The sequence below is a fragment of the Streptomyces sp. NPDC002926 genome, assembly GCF_053591755.1.
Map to the genome: position 1 here is coordinate 1 of NZ_JBSFUK010000013.1, position 18,285 is coordinate 18,285.

The following is an 18,285-nucleotide window of genomic DNA, read 5'->3' on the forward strand; positions in this document are numbered from 1 at the left end:
ACTGCTTTCCTCACCGCGCTTCGCGCGAGTTGCGACGCTTTACGTCCCGGACACGACCCCTGCGCGTCCCCCTGCCAGGGGCGGGCCCTGGGCCCTCGGGTGCCCCGCACCCGAGGGGTGCGAGGCCACGCTGCCGTCGGAAGTTCCCGCCGCGCGCGGTCGGCATGTGCGGTCTTGGGCCGGTGGCTGTCCCGGGGACTGGCTTTCCTCACCGCGCTTCGCGCGAGTTGTGACGCCGACCCCTGCGCGTCCCCCTGCCAGGGGGCAAAGGAGGAGCCCCTCGGGTGCCCGCACCCGAGGGGTGTGCGGGGCCGCGGCGCGGAGCCGGTGACCGTAGGTGGGGAGGCGGCGCTGTCGTCGGAAGGTCCCGCGGCGGGCGGTCGGCGTGTTGGCTGTCCGGGGGACTGCTTTCCTCACCGCGCTTCGCGCGCGTTGTGACGCCGACCGGCCGCGCCCGTGGTCTGCGGTGCGGAGAGCTGCCGCTCGGGTGTGGCCGGGGGGCACGGCTCAGCCGCGAACGCCGCACAGGTGCAGCAGCGCGGCCACTCCGCGGTACGGCTCCGTGCGCCCCGCGCGGTCCTCCGTCGCCAGCAGCCGCTCCAGCTCCTCGGCGGGCGGCAGGTCGGCCTCGTCGGGGACGTTGTCGGTGAAGACCCGCACCCCGTACCAGGCGTGCAGCGGCGCCGCGATCCCCGCCAGCGTCGCCGTCAGCGCCTCGAGCCGGTCCGCGCGTACCGGAAGCCCGAGACGGTTGGTGTACGCATCGGTGTCGAACGCGGTCAGCGCGGCCGACCAGTCCCCGGCCAGCCCCGGCCGCATGGCCAGCGCGTCCGCGTTCCGTACGAGCAGGGAGAGAAGACCGCCGGGCGCCAGCATCCTGGCCATGCCGGCCAGCATCGCGTCCGGTTCTGTGACGTACATCAGCACTCCGTGGCAGAGCACCACGTCGAAGCTGCCGGGCAGGAAATGCACCCCGGTGTCCCGGCCGTCGCCCTCGATCAGCCGGACCCGCTCACGGATTCCGGCCGGCTCGGCGGCCAGCGAGGTGCGGGCCGCCTTCAGCGTCGCGGGATCGGACTCCAGACCGGTCACCTTGTGACCCGCCCGGGCGAGCCGCAGGGCCTGGGTGCCCTGCCCCAACCCCACATCGAGAATGCGCAGCCGCTGCCCGACCGGGTAGCGGGCGGCTATCTGCTCGTCGAGCTGGCGGGCGACAAGCTCCTGGCGGACGGTGTTGCGCAGTCCGCCGAGCCCGGCCAGCCAGTCGGCCGAAGCGCCCCCGAAGCCGGAGACCGCCGTGATCAGGGCCGCTCTCCGCGCTTGACCTGCGGCTTCGGCAGGCGCAGTCGGCGCATCTGGAGCGTACGCATCAGGCCGTAGGCGATCGCGCCGCGCTTGGACTCGTTCGGGAAGCGCTCGTTCAGCTGCTTCTTCAGACGGAACGCCAGACCGATCGAGTCGATGACGATCAGCACGATGACGCCGAGCCAGAGCAGCAGCGCGATGTTCTGCAGCGAGCCGATCCTGACCATGCTCAGCACCAGGATCACCACCGCGAGCGGCAGGAAGAACTCGGCGACGCAGAAGCGGGAGTCGACGAAGTTGCGCACGAAGCGGCGGACCGGTCCCTTGTCACGGGCCGGCAGATAGCGCTCGTCGCCACTGGCGAGGGCCTCGCGCTGCTTGGCCATGTCCACGCGGCGGGCCTCCCGCTGGCGCTTCGCGGCCTCCTTGCGGTCGGTCGGCGCCGAGCTGGAAGCACGGCGGCGCTGGGTCTGGGCCTCACTCCGCTTGGGCGTGGGGCGGCCCTTCGGGGCCTCGGGGTCGCGGGGAAACTTGGAGAGGTCTGCCTGCACCTTGTCGGTGGGGGACTTCTCTTCCTTGGAACGGCTACCAAACACAAAGCCCAAGGGTACGGGGTGAAATGCGGGGACCCAACGCCGGTGGGGAACGATCCCGCAACACCGTGCGTCTGTAGGGGACAGAAGCCGGCCGTAAGCCGGACAGAGCGGACGTTGCCCGTGGTTTCCCTGACGGCCACCTACTCCTTGCGCCGGATCGGAGCCGTACGCAGTCGTCCTTGGGGAGGAGCGCATCCGCGCTGGAACAGTGCGGTAATGGATGCAGGGCCCGTACTGTGGGTTCTGTTGGAGTGCTGAAGCTGAGTCCGTCAGAAGGGGGCGCGCGAAGCCCATGAGCGGTGTCATGAAGCGTATGGGGATGATCTTCCGCGCGAAGGCAAACAAGGCCCTCGACAGGGCCGAGGATCCGCGCGAGACCCTCGATTACTCGTACCAGAAGCAGCTCGAACTGCTGCAGAAGGTGCGCCGCGGAGTCGCCGATGTGGCGACCTCCCGCAAGCGGCTCGAGCTGCAGCTGAACCAGTTGCAGGGACAGTCGACCAAGCTGGAGGACCAGGGCCGCAAGGCGCTGGCGCTCGGCCGTGAGGACCTGGCGCGCGAGGCGTTGTCCCGCCGCGCATCGCTGCAGCAGCAGGTCAGCGACCTGGAGACACAGCACACCACACTGCAGGGCGAGGAGGAGAAGCTCACTCTCGCCGCCCAGCGGCTGCAGGCCAAGGTCGACGCCTTCCGTACGAAGAAGGAGACCATCAAGGCCACCTACACCGCGGCCCAGGCGCAGACCCGGATCGGCGAGGCCTTCTCCGGCATCTCCGAGGAGATGGGCGACGTCGGCCTGGCGATCCAGCGGGCCGAGGACAAGACCGCGCAGTTGCAGGCACGGGCCGGCGCGATCGACGAGCTCCTCGCCTCCGGCGCCCTGGACGACCAGTCCGGGATGGCGAAGGACGACATCGCCGCCGAGCTGGACCGCATTTCCGGTGGTACAGATGTAGAGCTGGAGCTGCAGCGGATGAAGGCCGAGCTCGCGGGCGGCTCGGGTTCGCAGCAGGCGATCGAAGGCGGTGCCGCAGGCCGGCAGGACGCCGCCCCGCAGCAGAACACCCCGAACAAGTTCGACAAGCAGTAGGGACTCGTCATGATCGTACGGATCATGGGGGAGGGCCAGGTGAAGCTGGCGGACAGCCACTTCACCGAGCTCAACAAGCTGGACGACGAGCTGCTGGCCGAGATGGAGCGCGGTGACGACGAGGGCTTCCGCCGGACTCTCAACGCGCTTCTGGACAGGGTCCGCGAGCTCGGCGAACCCCTTCCGGACGACGCCCTGGAGCCGTCCGAGCTGATCCTGCCGGCCCCGGACGCCACCCTTGAGGACGTCAGGGAGATGCTCAGCGACGACGGTCTCATCCCCGGCTGACCTCGCGCACTCCAACAGCCGAACGCCCCGCCCCGGATCGGTCCGGAGCGGGGCCTTCCGCTGTCTTCTGCCGTGTACGCGGGTGTACGCGGCTGTCCCGGCACGCCGTACCGTTGCTGGATGTGACCTCACTCGCCACCGGGTTCGCCCGCACCCAGCGCTGGCTGCGCGCGCATCCGATGGCGTTCGACGGCGCGCTCGCCCTGGCCGTACTGATCTGCATGGTCGTCGGCTCCTTCGCCGATCCGAACGGACCGCACGGTCCGGCATTCTTCAGCCGTACGCCCGAGCCGCGCAGCCTGGTGCTGATGGTCCTGGTCGCCGGGGCCCTCGTCTTCCGTCGCCGCAACCCGATGGCCGTGCTCGTGTTCACCACCGCGATCTCGGTCGTCGAGCTCGTCGTGGGCGATCCGGCGGCCCCGGTCGCGATGAGCGCCGTGATCGCCCTCTACACCGTCGCCTCCTGCACCGACCGCCCCACCACCTGGCGCGTGGGCCTGCTGACCATGGCCGTGCTGACCGGCGCCGCGATGTTCTTCGGTTCGACCCCCTGGTACACCCAGGAGAACCTCGGCCTCTTCGCCTGGACCGGGATGGCGGGGGCCGCGGGGGACGCCGTACGCAGCCGTCGGGCCTTCGTCGACGCGATACGCGAGCGGGCCGAGCGCGCCGAGCGGACCCGCGAGGAGGAGGCCCGCCGACGGGTCGCGGAGGAGCGGCTGCGGATCGCCCGCGACCTCCACGATGTGGTCGCGCACCACATCGCCCTGGTCAACGTCCAGGCGGGCGTCGCCGCGCATGTCATGGACAAGCGGCCGGACCAGGCCAAGGAGGCCCTCGCCCATGTCCGCGAGGCCAGCCGCTCCGCGCTCAACGAACTGCGCGCCACGGTCGGCCTCCTCCGCCAGTCCGGCGACCCGGAGGCCCCCACCGAACCGGCTCCCGGCCTCGATGTCCTTGATGAGCTGGTCATCACCTTCCGGCAGGCCGGTCTGCCGGTCGAGGTGGCCCGTGCCGACGACGGGATCCGGCTGCCCGCGGCCGTCGACCTCGCGGCGTACCGGATCATCCAGGAGTCGCTGACCAATGTGCAGAAGCATGCGGGCACGGAGGCGAAGGCCGAGGTGAGCGTGGTGCGGGTCGGCCGCACCGTGGAGGTCACGGTGCTCGACAACGGCGCCGAGGCCGCAGGGCAGGCGGACGGCGGCGGCCACGGTCTGCTCGGTATGCGCGAGCGGGTCATCGCACTCGGCGGCACCCTCACCGCGGGCCCCCGCTACGGCGGCGGCTTCCGGGTGCAGGCGATACTGCCGGTCAAGACCCGCGCGGGGGAGGACACATGACGATCAGGGTGCTGCTCGCCGACGATCAGACGCTGCTGCGCAGCGCGTTCCGGGTCCTGGTGGACTCCGAACCCGACATGAATGTCGTCGCGGAGGCGGCGGACGGCGCCGAGGCGGTGGCGCTCGCCCGTTCCGCCAGGCCTGATGTCGTCCTGATGGACATCCGGATGCCCGGGACGGACGGGCTCGCCGCCACCCGCATGATCAGCGCCGACCCCGAGCTGGCGAACGTACGCGTCGTCATGCTCACCACCTTCGAGGTTGACGAGTACGTCGTGCAGTCGCTGCGGGCAGGCGCATCGGGCTTCCTCGGCAAGGGCGCGGAACCGGACGAACTGCTCAATGCCATCCGTATCGCCGCTGCGGGTGAGGCACTGCTCTCGCCGGTCGCCACCAAGGGGCTGATCGCCAAGTTCCTCGCGCAGGGCGGCACTTCGGAGGACGGGCAGAAGGCCCGGGAGCACTCGGAGCGGCTCTCCGCGCTCACCGTGCGCGAGCGTGAAGTCCTCGTCCTGGTCGCCGGCGGCCATTCCAACGACGAGATCGCCGAACGGCTCGAGGTCAGCCCGCTGACCGTCAAGACGCATGTGAACCGCGCGATGGCGAAACTCGGTGCCCGCGACCGCGCCCAATTGGTGGTTATCGCGTACGAATCGGGCCTGGTACGTCCGAGGGTGGAGTGAGCCGCAGCTCCGAGTACTCCAGCTGCGGTATGCGCGAGATAAGGAACTGGACCTGGGATCGAGGGTTGGACCTCCTCGAATGCCTGATCGTATTAATGGGCAGCCGACTGCGCCCTCAGATCCTTCCTGTCCTTCCTGCCGCGTAAGCCACAGAAGAGAGACCTCATGTCCTGGCTGTCCAGATTCAGCCTGTCGCAACGAGCCCTGATCGGTCTGATGTCGATCGTCGCGATCGTGTTCGGAGCGATCGCCATCCCGCAGCTCAAGCAGCAGCTGCTGCCCTCCATCGAACTGCCGATGGTGTCGGTGCTGGCCCCGTACCAGGGCGCGTCTCCCGATGTGGTCGAGAAGCAGGTCGTCGAACCGCTCGAGAGCACCATCAAGGCCGTCGACGGAATCAAGGGCATCACCTCCACGGCGAGCGAGGGCAACGCCGTGATCATGGCCAGCTTCGAGTACGGGGACGGCTCCAAGCAGCTCGTCGCCGATGTGCAGCAGGCTGTGAACCGGGCCCGTACCCAGCTGCCCGACGACGTCGACCCGCAGGTCATCGCCGGTTCGACGGACGACATCCCGACCGTCGTCCTTGCCGTCACCTCCGACAAGGACCAGCAGGCGCTCAGCGACCAGCTGGAGCGCACCGTCGTCCCGGCGATCGAGGATATCGACGGTGTCGGCCAGGTCTCCGTCGACGGCGTCCAGGACCTCCAGGTCTCCGTCACTCCCGACAACAAGAAGCTCGCCTCGGCCGGGCTGGACACCATGGCGCTCGCCGAGGCGCTCAAGGCGGGCGGCGCGACGCTGCCGGCCGGCTCCTTCTCCGAGGACGGCAAGAGCCGTACGGTCCAGGTCGGCGGCGGTTTCACCACGCTGAAGCAGATCGAGGACCTGCGCGTGTCCCCGGCGAAGGGCAAGCCGGTACGCCTCGGCGAAATCGCCACGGTGAAGCAGGAGGAGTCCCAGCGGGTCTCCATCACCCGTACGGACGGCAGGCCGAGCCTCGCCGTCCTCGCCACCATGGACAACGACGGCAGCGCGGTCGCCATCTCCGACGCGGTCAAGGACAAGCTGCCCGAGCTCCGCAAGGACCTCGGCTCCGGCGCTCAGCTGACCGTCGTGTCCGACCAGGGCCCTGCCGTCTCCAAATCGATCTCCGGTCTGACCACCGAGGGCGCGCTCGGGCTGCTCTTCGCGGTCATCGTGATCCTTCTCTTCCTGGCCTCGCTCCGTTCCACGCTGGTCACGGCGGTCTCCATCCCGCTCTCGGTCGTCCTCGCGCTGATCGTGCTCTGGACGCGTGACCTGTCGCTCAACATGCTCACGCTGGGCGCGCTGACCATCGCGATCGGCCGGGTCGTCGACGACTCGATCGTGGTTCTGGAGAACATCAAGCGGCACCTCGGCTACGGCGAGGAGCGGCAGTCGGCGATCATCACCGCGGTGAAGGAAGTGGCGGGCGCCGTCACCTCGTCGACGCTGACGACCGTCGCCGTCTTCCTGCCCATCGGTCTGGTGGGCGGCATGGTCGGTGAGCTCTTCGGCTCGTTCTCGCTGACCATCACCGCGGCCCTGCTGGCCTCGCTGCTGGTCTCGCTGACCGTTGTCCCCGTCCTGTCGTTCTGGTTCCTGCGCGCCCCGAAGGCCGTACGGGGCATCGACCCGGACGAGGCCCGGCGCAAGGCGGAGGAGAAGGAGGCGCGCAGCCCGCTGCAGCGGATGTACGTTCCGGTGCTGCGTTTCGCGACCCGTCGCCGCGTCACCAGTGTCGTCCTCGCGCTCGTCGTCCTCTTCGGCACCTTCGGTATGGCCGGGCTGCTGAAGACGAACTTCTTCGACCAGGGCGCGCAGGAGGTCATGTCCGTCAAGCAGGAGCTGGCCCCCGGCACCAGCCTGGAGGCGGCGGACGCCTCCGCGAAGAAGGTGGAGAAGGCCCTCGACGGAATCGACGAGATCAAGGACTACCAGGTCACCGTCGGCTCCTCCGGCTTCATGGCGGCCTTCGGCGGCGGTACGGGTGCCAACCAGGCCTCCTACCAGCTGACCCTGAAGGACGCGTCGTCGTACGAGAAGACCCGCGACCGTATCGACGAGGAGCTCGGCAAGCTCGACGGCATCGGCGACACGACGATCGCGGCGGGCGACGGCTTCGGCAACCAGGACCTGAGCGTCGTGGTGAAGGCGTCCGACGCGGACACGCTGAAGAAGGCGTCCGAGGCGGTACGGGCCGAGGTGGCGAAGCTCGACGACGTCACCGACGTGCAGAGCGACCTGGCGCAGAGCGTCCCGCGGATCTCGGTCAAGGCGAACGCGAAGGCGGCGGACGCGGGCTTCAACGAGACCACGCTGGGTCTGGCCGTCGGCCAGGCGGTGCGCGGCACTCCGTCGGCCAAGGCGATCCTGGACGACACCGAGCGCGATGTCGTGATCACCTCGGCGAAGCCGGCGAAGACGCTGTCGGACCTTCGTAACCTCCCCCTGGGCCCGGTGAAGCTCGGTGACATCGCCGATGTGAAGCTCGTCCCCGGACCGGTCTCGATGACGCGGATCGACGGCTCGCGGGCCGCGACGATCACCGCGAAGCCGACCGGTGACAACACCGGCGCGGTCAGCGCGTCGCTCCAGAGCAAGCTCAAGTCGCTGGACCTCCCGGGCGGTGCCACGGCAAGCATCGGTGGTGTCTCGTCCGACCAGGACGATGCCTTCGCCTCGCTGGGCCTGGCGATGCTGGCGGCGATCGCGATCGTCTTCATGCTGCTGGTCGCGACGTTCCGCTCGCTGGTCCAGCCGCTGATCCTGCTGGTGTCGATCCCCTTCGCGGCGACGGGCGCGATCGGCCTGCTGATCGTCACGGGTACGCCGCTGGGTGTCCCGGCGATGATCGGCATGCTGATGCTCATCGGCATCGTGGTCACCAACGCGATCGTGCTGATCGACCTGATCAACCAGTACCGGGCCCAGGGTCTGGGCGTGGTGGAAGCCGTCATCGAGGGCGGTCGCCACCGGTTGCGCCCGATCCTGATGACGGCCCTGGCGACGATCTTCGCCCTGCTCCCGATGGCCCTGGGTGTCACGGGAGAGGGCGGCTTCATCGCCAAGCCGCTGGCGGTGGTGGTGATCGGCGGCCTGATCACCTCGACGCTGCTGACGCTGCTGCTGGTCCCGACGCTGTACGCGATGGTGGAACTCCGCAAGGAGCGCCGCGCCAGGAAGAAGGCTGCGAAGCGCGCGTCCAGGGCCCCCGCCCCGAAGGACGAGGCGGACGCGGAGTCCGCGGCCCAGGAACCGGCCCAGGTCTGAGCCGGTCGCGGACGCGACACAGGGGTGCCCCCGGCCCGAACGGCCGGGGGCACCCCTGTCTGCGGTGAGAGCCCGGGGCGGGCGCTACGGCAGCGCCAGCATCCGCTCCAGCGCCAGCTTCGCGAAGCTCTCCGTCTCCTTGTCGACCTGGATCCGGTTCACCAGATTTCCCTCCGCCAGCGACTCCAGCGCCCACACCAGGTGCGGCAGGTCGATGCGGTTCATCGTCGAGCAGAAGCACACCGTCTTGTCGAGGAAGACGATCTCCTTGTCGGGATGGGCGTTCGCGACCCGGCGGACCAGGTTGAGCTCCGTCCCGATGGCCCACTTCGAGCCGGCCGGAGCCGCCTCCAGTGTCTTGATGATGAACTCGGTCGAGCCGACATGGTCCGCGGCCGACACGACCTCGTGCTTGCACTCGGGATGGACCAGGACATTCACGCCCGGGATCCGCTCCCGCACGTCGTTGACCGAGTCCAGCGAGAAGCGGCCGTGCACCGAGCAGTGCCCACGCCACAGGATCATCTTCGCGTCGCGCAGCTGCTGGGCCGTCAGTCCGCCGTTCGGCTTGTGCGGGTTGTAGAGGACGCAGTCGTCGAGCGACATCCCCATCTCCCGCACCGCGGTGTTCCGCCCCAGGTGCTGGTCGGGCAGGAACAGCACCTTCTCGCCCTGCTCGAAGGCCCAGTCCAGCGCACGCTTCGCGTTCGACGACGTACAGATCGTCCCGCCGTGCTTACCGGTGAAGGCCTTGATGTCGGCCGAGGAGTTCATGTACGACACGGGCACGACCTGCTCCGCGATGCCGGCCTCGGCCAGCACGTCCCAGCACTCGGCGACCTGCTCCGCGGTGGCCATGTCGGCCATCGAGCAGCCGGCGGCCAGGTCGGGCAGTACGACCTTCTGGTCGTCCGAGGTCAGGATGTCCGCGGACTCGGCCATGAAGTGCACGCCGCAGAAGACGATGTACTCGGCCTCCGGCCGCGCCGCGGCGTCCTTGGCCAGCTTGAAGGAGTCCCCGGTCACGTCCGCGAACTGGATGACCTCGTCGCGCTGGTAGTGGTGCCCCAGGACGAAGACCTTGTCCCCGAGCTTCTCCTTGGCTGCACGAGCGCGCTCCACCAGGTCCGGGTCGGACGGGGAGGGCAGGTCGCCGGGGCACTCCACACCGCGCTCGCTCCTGGGGTCGGCCTCGCGGCCGAGCAGCAGCAGGGCGAGCGGCGTCGGCTGGACGTCGAGCTCCGGGCGGGCTTGGGCGGTGGTCACGACACGCACCCTTTCTTTTCTGCAGACAGACCTTTTCGTCTATTTGACGTTATCTATCATAACTGCTTCACGTCACTTTGACGATGGCCATAGCGTCTATGTGACGCACCCCTTGTCGACAGGTCGGCGCCTCCCGGCAATCCGGTGTGCGAGCATGAAAGGGAACGACATGCCCTCGGCCCCGGAATGAATCCGCGGCCATGCCGGTTGCAATCGTCGGCAAGTAGTCTCCGTACAACCCGGGAGAGAAGCAGATGTCCGTATCGGACGAGACCACCACCGTGAGCGACGGCATCCTCCTGTCCGACGCCGCCGCCGCCAAGGTCAAGGGCCTGCTGGAGCAGGAAGGCCGGGACGACCTCGCGCTGCGCGTCGCCGTTCAGCCCGGCGGCTGCTCCGGCCTGCGCTACCAGCTGTTCTTCGACGAGCGTTCGCTCGACGGCGATGTCGTCAAGGACTTCGACGGCGTCAAGGTCGTCACCGACCGGATGAGCGCCCCATACCTGGGCGGCGCCTCCATCGACTTCGTCGACACGATCGAGAAGCAGGGCTTCACGATCGACAACCCGAACGCCTCCGGGTCCTGCGCCTGCGGTGACTCCTTCAGCTAAAGCTGAGCCCAGTCGGACGAAAGGCGGCGTCCCCGATCTCCGGGGCCGCCGCCTTCGTCTGTCCGGCGTCCCCGCGGACGCTCGGAGCAGGTGCTACTTCGGCGGGACGGCCTCACCCGTCCGCGCGTCCACGACCTTCCGGTCACCCAGCGGCTTGTGCAGGGTCACCTTCTCCGTCAGCTGCTTCGCCATCATGATGCAGATCCGCTTCGGGTCGGGATTCGATTCGACGACCCGGACCTTCACCTGGCTGTCGCTCTCGCTCGCCGTCGCCGCGTAGTCGCTGCACACGCCACCCCAGAAGGTCACGGACAGGACCCGCCCGTTCACGCTGTACGACATGACGCTCCGCTCGGACCCCGCGACAGGATTCTTCGGCGGCTCGGTCGGCTTGACGTTCCGCTCCGGCGGTGCGGACTTCGACAGGAACTTCGGGTCCACCGCCGTCTGGGTGACCGTGAACGGCTGGGCGCCGCCCTTCGGCTTCACCTCGAACAGCCACGACGGTACGAGCGCCTGCCGCCCGTCCACGTACTGGGCCGCCAGTCCGAAAACCGCCTTGCCTACCGTCAGCCGCTCAGGGCCGGCCGCCTTGCTCTTCGGCTCGCACGGCGCCGCGGGCTTCTGCTCGCCCTCCACCGGCACCGGGGTGGCGCACCCGCCGATCCCGACCCGGCCCGCGCCCTCACCGGCCTTGTTCAGCTGCTTCAGCGCCTCCTGTGCCGAGACCACCGGATACTCGTCGCTCTTTTCGGGCTTCTTCAACTGCCCGCTGCCGCCGACCACTTGACCGTCCGCGCCGACCTGGATCCCGGTCGTCCAGCCGTACGTCGGCAGCCCGCCGACCACCGGAGCGGCATTCACCACCCGTACCGCGCCCATCAGTTGGCGCGCGTCCAGCTCGGCATCGCCCTGGCCGACCGCCTTCAGTACGGGAGCGGCGGCCTTCCTCGCGGCGGTCTCGCTCACCGCGGGGTTTCCGGCTGCCCGCCCCGGCTCGCCGCGCGACGGACACGCCTTGCCCTTCAGGCAGTTGTCACCGCCCGGTGAAGCCCCGAACCGGGCGAACGTCCAGGTGCCCGGCGCCTGCTTGTTGATCTGGAGCAACGGGCCCGCGCCATCCTTGTCGGCCCCGATCTTCCAGGCCGGTCCGGCAAGCCGCGGAGTGCCCGGCAGCCCGAGCGCCTTCGCCAGCCGGGTCGCCTCGGCCTGGGTGACCGTCCCGTTCGGACGGTAGACAGGAGCCGAATCCGGACCTTCTGGCAGCTTGCCCTCGGCCCGGTAGACGATCCCGCCGTTGGGGTCGGGCTCACCGGGCGCGATGCCGGGGCCGCCACTGCCCGTAGAACTGCCGCTGCTCGTAGAGGCGTCCAGCGAGAGCAGCGGCGGTGTCATATCGCGCGGCGCATCGCTCCCGGCGTCCGCGCTACCGCCGCCACCGAAGCCGGCCGTCGCGAAGTACGTACCGCCTCCCGCGACCAGCACCGCCGCCGCTACCGAGGCGACGGCGAGCGGGGAACGCCGGCGGCGGGGGCTGTCGTGCGTGTTCTCCGTGCTGCTCACCGCATCGCTCCTTGTCTCATGCCCCCTTCTGCCGGGGGCACGGATGGGACGGAGCGAGGGGGCGCACGGTTCCCTCGGTGTGCGCCTCTTGCGCGTCAGTCGCCGTATTCGGACATTGCGTCGATCAGCCGGGCGGAAGCCGCTGTGACTACGACACCATGGATACGGGACGGCGGCACGGGCGCGGGCACAGCGGCCGCCGGCACAACCCAGTGCGGAGCCATCCGCGCGCAGTCACCACGCAGCTGGGCCAGGCTGATGTCGGACTCTCGCTGATCGCGCGGGGCGATGTGCTTCGTCATATTCGCACCGTACGCAGGGGGGAGTCCAGGAAAAAAGACCTACTATCGGGTAGTTTTCGCACTTCAGGACAGGTGCTTCGACCCGGTAGCGTTAACTGTCAACGCCACCCCGCCACAGGAGCGTCCTCGCCGTGCGAATCGCAGTCACCGGCTCCATCGCCACTGACCACCTCATGACCTTCCCCGGCCGCTTCGCCGACCAGCTGGTCGGGGACCAGTTGCACACGGTCTCCCTCTCGTTCCTCGTCGACAACCTTGACGTACGCCGGGGCGGTGTCGGCGCCAACATCTGCTTCGGCATGGGCCAGCTCGGCACCAGGCCCATCCTGGTCGGCGCGGCCGGAGCCGACTTCGACGAATACCGTGCCTGGCTCGACCGGCACGGCGTCGACACCGGCTCGGTCCGAATCTCCGAGGTCCTGCACACCGCCCGTTTCGTCTGTACTACGGACGCCGACCACAACCAGATCGGCTCCTTCTACACAGGCGCGATGAGCGAGGCCCGCCAGATCGAGCTCAAGAAGGTCGCCGACCGGGTCGGCGGCCTCGACCTGGTCCTGATCGGCGCGGACGACCCCGAGGCGATGCTCCGGCACACCGAGGAGTGCAGGACCCGCTCGATCCCGTTCGCCGCGGACTTCTCCCAGCAGATCGCGCGGATGAGCGGCGACGACATCCGCACTCTCCTCGACGGGGCCACCTACCTCTTCTCCAATGAGTACGAGAAGGGGCTCATCGAGTCCAAGACCGGCTGGAGCGACGAGGAGATCCTGGGCAAGGTCGGCCACCGCGTCACCACCCTCGGCTCACGCGGCGTCCGTATCGAGCAGGCCGGTGAGGACATGATCGAGGTCGGCTGTGCGGAGGAGGAGGCCAAGGTCGACCCGACCGGCGTCGGCGACGCGTTCCGCGCGGGCTTCCTCTCGGGCCTGTCCTGGGGTGTGAACCTGGAGCGCGCGGCCCAGATCGGCTGCATGCTGGCGACCCTGGTCATCGAGACCGTGGGCACCCAGGAGTACACGCTGCGCCGCGCCCACTTCATGGACCGCTTCACCAAGGCGTACGGCCACGAGGCCGCGGCCGAGGTCCAGGTGCACGTCGGCTGATCAGGAGTTACGAGCGCCGGCGGACCACATAGGCCACGCCCCGGTCCGCCGGCCGCTCGCCCACGTACTCCTGGTCCCGCATCTCGCACCACGCCGGGATGTCCAGGCGTGCCGCCTCGTCGTCCGCGAGGACCGTCACCGTGCCACCGACCGGGACGTCGCCGATCACCTTCGCCAGCTCGATCACCGGGATCGGGCACAGCTTGCCGAGCGCGTCCACGACCAGCGACGCCTCCTGACCGGTCCCGCCGGCCGCGACGGGCGCGCCGAGCCGCTCGCGCACCCCTGACACCACCCCCGGCAGCACCTCGAGAAAGCGGTCCACCTCCGCCTCGGTCGTACCGAGAGGGAGCGAGACGCGGACATTTCCCTCCGACAGCACACCCATCGCCCGCAGCACATGGCTCGGCGTCAGTGTGCTGCTCGTGCAGGACGACCCCGACGAGACCGAGAAGCCCGCCCGGTCCAGCTCGTGCAGCAGAGTCTCTCCGTCGACATAGAGACAGGAGAAGGTGACGAGATGGGGGAGCCGGCGCACCGGATCACCGACCACCTCCACATCCGGGACCAGCTCCGGGACGCGGGTCCGGATCCGGTCCACCAGCGCACGCAGCCGTACCGCCTCGTCCGCCGCTTCCGCCCGCACCGCCCGCAGCGAGGCGGCGGCCGCCACGATCGCCGGGATGTTCTCGAAGCCGGCCGTCCGCCCCGACTCCCGCTCGTCGGCGGGCTCTTGAGGGGCGAACCGGACACCCTTGCGCACGGCGAGCAGCCCGACTCCCGCAGGACCGCCCCATTTATGGGCACTTGCCGCGAGCAGCGACCAGTCACCCTCCACCGGCCCCCAGCCGAGCGACTGCGCCGCGTCCACCAGCAGCGGCACCCCGGCCGCCCGGCACGCCTCGGCGACCGGGTCCACCGGCTGCTCGGTGCCCACCTCATGGTTGGCCGACTGCAGACAGGCCAACGCGGTGTCCTCACTCAGCGCGGCCGCGTACGCGGTCGCGGAAACCGCCCCGGCCCGGTCCACCGGTACCTCGGTCACCGCGGCGCCGCCCGCCGCCTCGTGCGCCGCCGCCGAATGGAGCACCGAGGAGTGCTCGACCGCGGAAACGACCAGGTGGCGCCCGACACGCCGACGGCCCGCGAGTGCGCCGGAAATTCCCAGGTGAACCGCGCGCGTCCCCGAAGGGGTGAAGACCAGCTCGTCCGGACGGCAGCCGGCCGCCTCCGCCGCCGCCTCCCGCGCCGCGTCCAACAGCAGCCGGGCGCGCCGCCCCTCACGGTAGAGCCGGGCCGGGTCGGCCCAGCCCTCGTCCAGGGAGGCCTGCAGGGCCTGCCGGGCAACCGGGTGCAGGGGAGCGGAGGATGCGGCGTCGAAGTAGGGCACGCAGCCACGCTAACCCCCGTACGCGAAGGGGCCGTCAGAAGTCCGCCGGAGGCCGGTATTCCGGGGTGTTTCCACCCCTTCGGGGAGTCGGGCGGCGCGTTGGGCACCCTCCCCGCGCGACCCCAAATAGCGTCCAGTAGGGTTTGGTCCGCATAAACATCCAAACCCCTGCCCGCGTCAGGGCCGGCGACCGACCAGCGTGACGGCCGCGGCATGCCGCGCGGGCCGAGACTCTCGGGAAGGCGCTACGTGAGTCCCAACGGCTCCGACCGCTCGTCGCGGCGCCCGATGCGGCGGAAGCTGCTCCAGGTGCTGACCGCGGGTGTAGTCCTGTCGACCGCCTCCGGTTGCACATACAAGGACTTCCCCCGCCTGGGAATGCCCACCCCGGTAACGGAAGAGGCCCCTCGGATCCTCTCCCTCTGGCAGGGCTCGTGGGCGGCAGCGCTCATCACGGGCGCGCTGGTGTGGGGTCTGATCATCTGGAGTGTCATCTTCCACCGGCGCAGCCGCACCAAGGTGGAAGTACCCCCGCAGACCCGGTACAACATGCCTATCGAGGCTTTGTACACGGTGGTCCCGCTCATCATTGTTTCGGTGCTCTTCTACTTCACCGCGCGTGATGAGTCGAAGCTCCTCTCCCTCGCCCCGAAGCCCGCCCACACGATCAATGTGGTCGGCTACCAGTGGAGCTGGGGCTTCAACTACATCGAGAACCTGGACGGCGACGCCAAGACCGGCGCCGGGGTCCCCAAGGAGCTCGACGCCATTCCGGACAGGTTCCAGAAGCAGTTCCCCGAGGGTGCCGAAGGCGTCTACGACGCCGGCATCCCCGGCACCAGGAACCCGCAGACCGGAAACCCGGGCCCGACCCTCTGGCTGCCCAAGGGAGAGAAGGTCCGGTTCATCCTGACCTCTCGTGACGTCATCCACTCCTTCTGGGTGATCCCGTTCCTGATGAAGCAGGACGTCATCCCGGGTCACACCAATGCCTTCGAGGTGACTCCGAGCCACGAGGGCACCTTCATGGGCAAGTGCGCCGAGCTCTGCGGCGTCGACCACTCCCGGATGCTGTTCAACGTCAAGGTCGTCTCCCCGGAGCGCTACCAGCAGCACCTGAAGGAGCTGGCGGAGAAGGGGCAGACCGGCTTCATCCCGTCGGGCATTGAGCTGACGGACCCGGCCAGGAATGCGGAGAAGAACAAACTGTGAGCATCCTCAACGAACCTCAGGGTGCCGCCGCAGCAGCTGACGACTCGTACGAGAACGAGCTGCCGGTACGGCGCAAGCAGCCGGGCACTGTGATCGTGAGCTGGCTGACGACCACCGACCACAAGACCATCGGCACGATGTACCTGGTCACGTCGTTCGCGTTCTTCTGCATCGGCGGAATCATGGCGCTCTTCATGCGCGCCGAGCTGGCCCGTCCCGGCACGCAGATCATGTCGAACGAGCAGTTCAACCAGGCGTTCACGATGCACGGCACGATCATGCTGCTGATGTTCGCGACGCCGCTGTTCGCCGGATTCGCGAACTGGATCATGCCGCTGCAGATCGGCGCGCCCGATGTGGCGTTCCCGCGGCTGAACATGTTCGCGTACTGGCTGTACCTCTTCGGCTCGCTGATCGCGGTGGCCGGCTTCCTCACCCCGCAGGGTGCGGCCGACTTCGGCTGGTTCGCCTACTCCCCGCTGTCGGACGCGGTCCGCTCGCCGGGCGTCGGCGCCGATATGTGGATCATGGGTCTGGCCTTCTCCGGCTTCGGCACGATCCTCGGTTCGGTCAACTTCATCACCACGATCATCTGCATGCGAGCCCCCGGCATGACGATGTTCCGGATGCCGATCTTCGTCTGGAACGTGCTGCTGACCGGTGTGCTGGTCCTGCTCGCCTTCCCGGTGCTGGCCGCCGCGCTCTTCGCGCTGGAGGCGGACCGTAAATTCGGTGCGCATGTCTTCGACTCCGCCAACGGCGGGGCCTTGCTCTGGCAACACCTCTTCTGGTTCTTCGGCCATCCAGAGGTGTACATCATCGCCCTGCCCTTCTTCGGGATCGTCTCCGAGATCATCCCGGTCTTCAGCCGTAAGCCGATGTTCGGCTACATCGGTCTGGTGGCCGCGACGATCGGTATCGCGGGACTGTCCGTGACGGTGTGGGCGCACCACATGTACGTCACAGGCGGCGTGCTCCTGCCGTTCTTCTCCTTCATGACCTTCCTGATCGCGGTACCGACCGGTGTGAAGTTCTTCAACTGGATCGGCACCATGTGGAAGGGCTCACTGTCCTTCGAGACACCGATGCTCTGGACGATCGGCTTCCTGGTCACCTTCACCTTCGGTGGACTGACCGGCGTCATCCTGGCCTCGCCCCCGATGGACTTCCACGTCTCCGACTCGTACTTCGTCGTCGCGCACTTCCACTACGTCGTCTTCGGCACCGTGGTCTTCGCGATGTTCGCCGGATTCCACTTCTGGTGGCCGAAGTTCACCGGCAAGATGCTGGACGAGCGGCTCGGCAAGATCACCTTCTGGACGCTGTTCATCGGCTTCCACGGCACGTTCCTGGTGCAGCACTGGCTGGGCGCCGAGGGCATGCCGCGTCGTTACGCGGACTACCTCGCCGCCGACGGCTTCACCACGCTGAACACCATCTCCACGATCAGCTCGTTCCTGCTCGGTCTGTCGGTCCTGCCGTTCATGTACAACGTCTGGAAGACGGCCAAGTACGGCAAGAAGATCGAGGTCGACGACCCGTGGGGCTACGGCCGTTCGCTGGAGTGGGCGACCACCTGCCCGCCGCCGCGGCACAACTTCCTCACCCTGCCGCGGATCCGCAGCGAATCCCCGGCGTTCGACCTGCACCACCCGGAGATCGCAGCTCTCGACCAGCTCGAGCACGGCGGCCACGGAGCCAGCGTCCTCACCGGTGACAAGGAGGACGGCAAGTGAAGATCCAAGGCAAGATGTTCCTCTGGCTGAGCGTCTTCATCCTCGCCGTCGCCGTCCTGTACGGCGTCTGGTCCAAGGAGCCGGCCGGTACCACCGCGCTGTTCCTGGCCTTCGGTCTGAGCGTCATGATCGGCTACTACCTGGCCTTCACGGCCCGGCGAGTGGACGCCATGGCGCAGGACGACAAGGAGGCCGACGTAGCGGACGAGGCCGGCGAGGTGGGGTTCTTCTCCCCGCACAGCTGGCAGCCGCTCGCGCTCGGCATCGGTGGCGCGCTCGCCTTCATGGGCGTCGTCTTCGGCTGGTGGCTGATGTACTTCTCCGCCCCGGTCATCATGATCGGCCTGTTCGGCTGGGTGTTCGAGTACTACCGCGGTGAGAACCAGAACCAGTAACACCGCGTCAGCGGCGCACGGGCCGGCCCGGATCCCCTTCACTCGTGAGTGGGATCCGGGCCACTCGTTTGCAGTCACCCGGCGCGCCGTTGCTGACAGATC

Annotated in this window: 16 protein-coding genes; 10 read left to right on the forward strand and 6 right to left on the reverse strand. The window is 68.7% G+C overall.

The genetic code is table 11. The features are described from left to right. Window positions 1-507 precede the first annotated feature (507 nt). Entirely contained in the window at window positions 508-1,302 is a 795-nt protein-coding gene (locus ACWDZ6_RS20460; RefSeq protein WP_406733900.1) for a class I SAM-dependent methyltransferase, read from the reverse strand. Then, complete coding sequence (locus ACWDZ6_RS20465) at window positions 1,302-1,901, reverse strand: DUF3043 domain-containing protein (RefSeq protein WP_366735190.1); 600 nt, start codon at window positions 1,899-1,901, stop codon at window positions 1,302-1,304. The genes ACWDZ6_RS20460 and ACWDZ6_RS20465 overlap by 1 nt, the downstream gene beginning before the upstream one ends. Window positions 1,902-2,205: 304 nt before the next feature. On the opposite strand from ACWDZ6_RS20465, the gene ACWDZ6_RS20470 reads away from it, so the two are divergent. The 5 genes from ACWDZ6_RS20470 to ACWDZ6_RS20490 all read left to right on the forward strand — a co-directional run bounded on the left by ACWDZ6_RS20470 (window position 2,206) and on the right by ACWDZ6_RS20490 (window position 8,602). Next, the gene (locus tag ACWDZ6_RS20470; protein ID WP_366735191.1) at window positions 2,206-2,991 is read left to right on the forward strand and encodes a PspA/IM30 family protein; all 786 of its coding nucleotides are present in this window, start codon (window positions 2,206-2,208) and stop codon (window positions 2,989-2,991) included. Between the two features lie 9 nt (window positions 2,992-3,000). Continuing rightward, a complete protein-coding gene (gene pspAA / locus ACWDZ6_RS20475) occupies window positions 3,001-3,279 on the forward strand; it encodes a PspA-associated protein PspAA (protein ID WP_326649431.1) in 279 nt (92 codons plus the stop codon). 122 nt (window positions 3,280-3,401) lie between these two features. Beyond that, a complete protein-coding gene (locus ACWDZ6_RS20480; protein WP_451503989.1) occupies window positions 3,402-4,622 on the forward strand; it encodes a sensor histidine kinase in 1,221 nt (406 codons plus the stop codon). After that, the gene (locus tag ACWDZ6_RS20485; RefSeq protein WP_451503990.1) at window positions 4,619-5,305 is read left to right on the forward strand and encodes a response regulator; all 687 of its coding nucleotides are present in this window, start codon (window positions 4,619-4,621) and stop codon (window positions 5,303-5,305) included. The genes ACWDZ6_RS20480 and ACWDZ6_RS20485 overlap by 4 nt, the downstream gene beginning before the upstream one ends. A gap of 165 nt (window positions 5,306-5,470) precedes the next feature. Then, the gene (locus ACWDZ6_RS20490) at window positions 5,471-8,602 is read left to right on the forward strand and encodes an efflux RND transporter permease subunit (protein WP_451503991.1); all 3,132 of its coding nucleotides are present in this window, start codon (window positions 5,471-5,473) and stop codon (window positions 8,600-8,602) included. Between the two features lie 84 nt (window positions 8,603-8,686). Here ACWDZ6_RS20490 and nadA read toward each other — a convergent pair whose 3' ends face one another. Further along, window positions 8,687-9,877: a quinolinate synthase NadA gene (gene nadA, locus ACWDZ6_RS20495; RefSeq protein ID WP_451503992.1), complete on the reverse strand. Its 1,191-nt coding sequence runs from the start codon at window positions 9,875-9,877 to the stop codon at window positions 8,687-8,689. 245 nt (window positions 9,878-10,122) lie between these two features. Here nadA and ACWDZ6_RS20500 point away from each other — a divergent pair, with 245 nt between their 5' ends. Further along, window positions 10,123-10,479 (forward strand): HesB/IscA family protein, encoded by a 357-nt coding sequence (locus tag ACWDZ6_RS20500; protein ID WP_326649424.1) that lies wholly within the window; start codon window positions 10,123-10,125, stop codon window positions 10,477-10,479. Between the two features lie 93 nt (window positions 10,480-10,572). Here ACWDZ6_RS20500 and ACWDZ6_RS20505 read toward each other — a convergent pair whose 3' ends face one another. Both ACWDZ6_RS20505 and ACWDZ6_RS20510 read right to left on the reverse strand, forming a co-directional pair. Beyond that, window positions 10,573-12,042: a hypothetical protein gene (locus ACWDZ6_RS20505; RefSeq protein WP_451503993.1), complete on the reverse strand. Its 1,470-nt coding sequence runs from the start codon at window positions 12,040-12,042 to the stop codon at window positions 10,573-10,575. Window positions 12,043-12,137: 95 nt separating this feature from the next. Beyond that, window positions 12,138-12,344, reverse strand: coding sequence for a hypothetical protein (locus ACWDZ6_RS20510; protein WP_451503994.1), 207 nt, complete (start codon window positions 12,342-12,344; stop codon window positions 12,138-12,140). Between the two features lie 131 nt (window positions 12,345-12,475). On the opposite strand from ACWDZ6_RS20510, the gene ACWDZ6_RS20515 reads away from it, so the two are divergent. Continuing rightward, on the forward strand, window positions 12,476-13,450 hold the full coding sequence (locus ACWDZ6_RS20515; protein ID WP_366736037.1) for a carbohydrate kinase family protein: 975 nt from the start codon (window positions 12,476-12,478) through the stop codon (window positions 13,448-13,450). A gap of 7 nt (window positions 13,451-13,457) precedes the next feature. On the opposite strand, the gene ACWDZ6_RS20520 is transcribed toward ACWDZ6_RS20515, so the two are convergent. Beyond that, a complete protein-coding gene (locus ACWDZ6_RS20520) occupies window positions 13,458-14,840 on the reverse strand; it encodes an aminotransferase class V-fold PLP-dependent enzyme (RefSeq protein WP_451503995.1) in 1,383 nt (460 codons plus the stop codon). Window positions 14,841-15,089: 249 nt separating this feature from the next. On the opposite strand from ACWDZ6_RS20520, the gene ctaC reads away from it, so the two are divergent. Genes ctaC through ACWDZ6_RS20535 form a run of 3 tightly spaced genes read left to right on the forward strand, consistent with a single transcriptional unit; the run spans window position 15,090 to window position 18,183 of the window. Further along, entirely contained in the window at window positions 15,090-16,052 is a 963-nt protein-coding gene (gene ctaC / locus ACWDZ6_RS20525; protein WP_451503996.1) for an aa3-type cytochrome oxidase subunit II, read from the forward strand. Further along, window positions 16,049-17,788, forward strand: coding sequence for an aa3-type cytochrome oxidase subunit I (gene ctaD / locus ACWDZ6_RS20530; RefSeq protein ID WP_351447949.1), 1,740 nt, complete (start codon window positions 16,049-16,051; stop codon window positions 17,786-17,788). The genes ctaC and ctaD overlap by 4 nt, the downstream gene beginning before the upstream one ends. Continuing rightward, window positions 17,785-18,183: a cytochrome c oxidase subunit 4 gene (locus tag ACWDZ6_RS20535; RefSeq protein ID WP_326649416.1), complete on the forward strand. Its 399-nt coding sequence runs from the start codon at window positions 17,785-17,787 to the stop codon at window positions 18,181-18,183. The genes ctaD and ACWDZ6_RS20535 overlap by 4 nt, the downstream gene beginning before the upstream one ends. Window positions 18,184-18,285 lie beyond the last annotated feature (102 nt).

What these genes read in the sequence shown, in the direction of transcription:
- ACWDZ6_RS20470 (WP_366735191.1), top strand. Translation starts at nt 2,206, where the DNA reads ATGAAGCGTATGGGGATGATCTTCCGCGCGAAGGCAAACAAGGCCCTC.
- pspAA (WP_326649431.1), top strand. Translation starts at nt 3,001, where the DNA reads ATGATCGTACGGATCATGGGGGAGGGCCAGGTGAAGCTGGCGGACAGC.
- ACWDZ6_RS20485 (WP_451503990.1), top strand. Translation starts at nt 4,619, where the DNA reads ATGACGATCAGGGTGCTGCTCGCCGACGATCAGACGCTGCTGCGCAGC.
- ACWDZ6_RS20490 (WP_451503991.1), top strand. Translation starts at nt 5,471, where the DNA reads ATGTCCTGGCTGTCCAGATTCAGCCTGTCGCAACGAGCCCTGATCGGT.
- ACWDZ6_RS20500 (WP_326649424.1), top strand. Translation starts at nt 10,123, where the DNA reads ATGTCCGTATCGGACGAGACCACCACCGTGAGCGACGGCATCCTCCTG.
- ACWDZ6_RS20510 (WP_451503994.1), bottom strand. Translation starts at nt 12,344, where the DNA reads ATGACGAAGCACATCGCCCCGCGCGATCAGCGAGAGTCCGACATCAGC.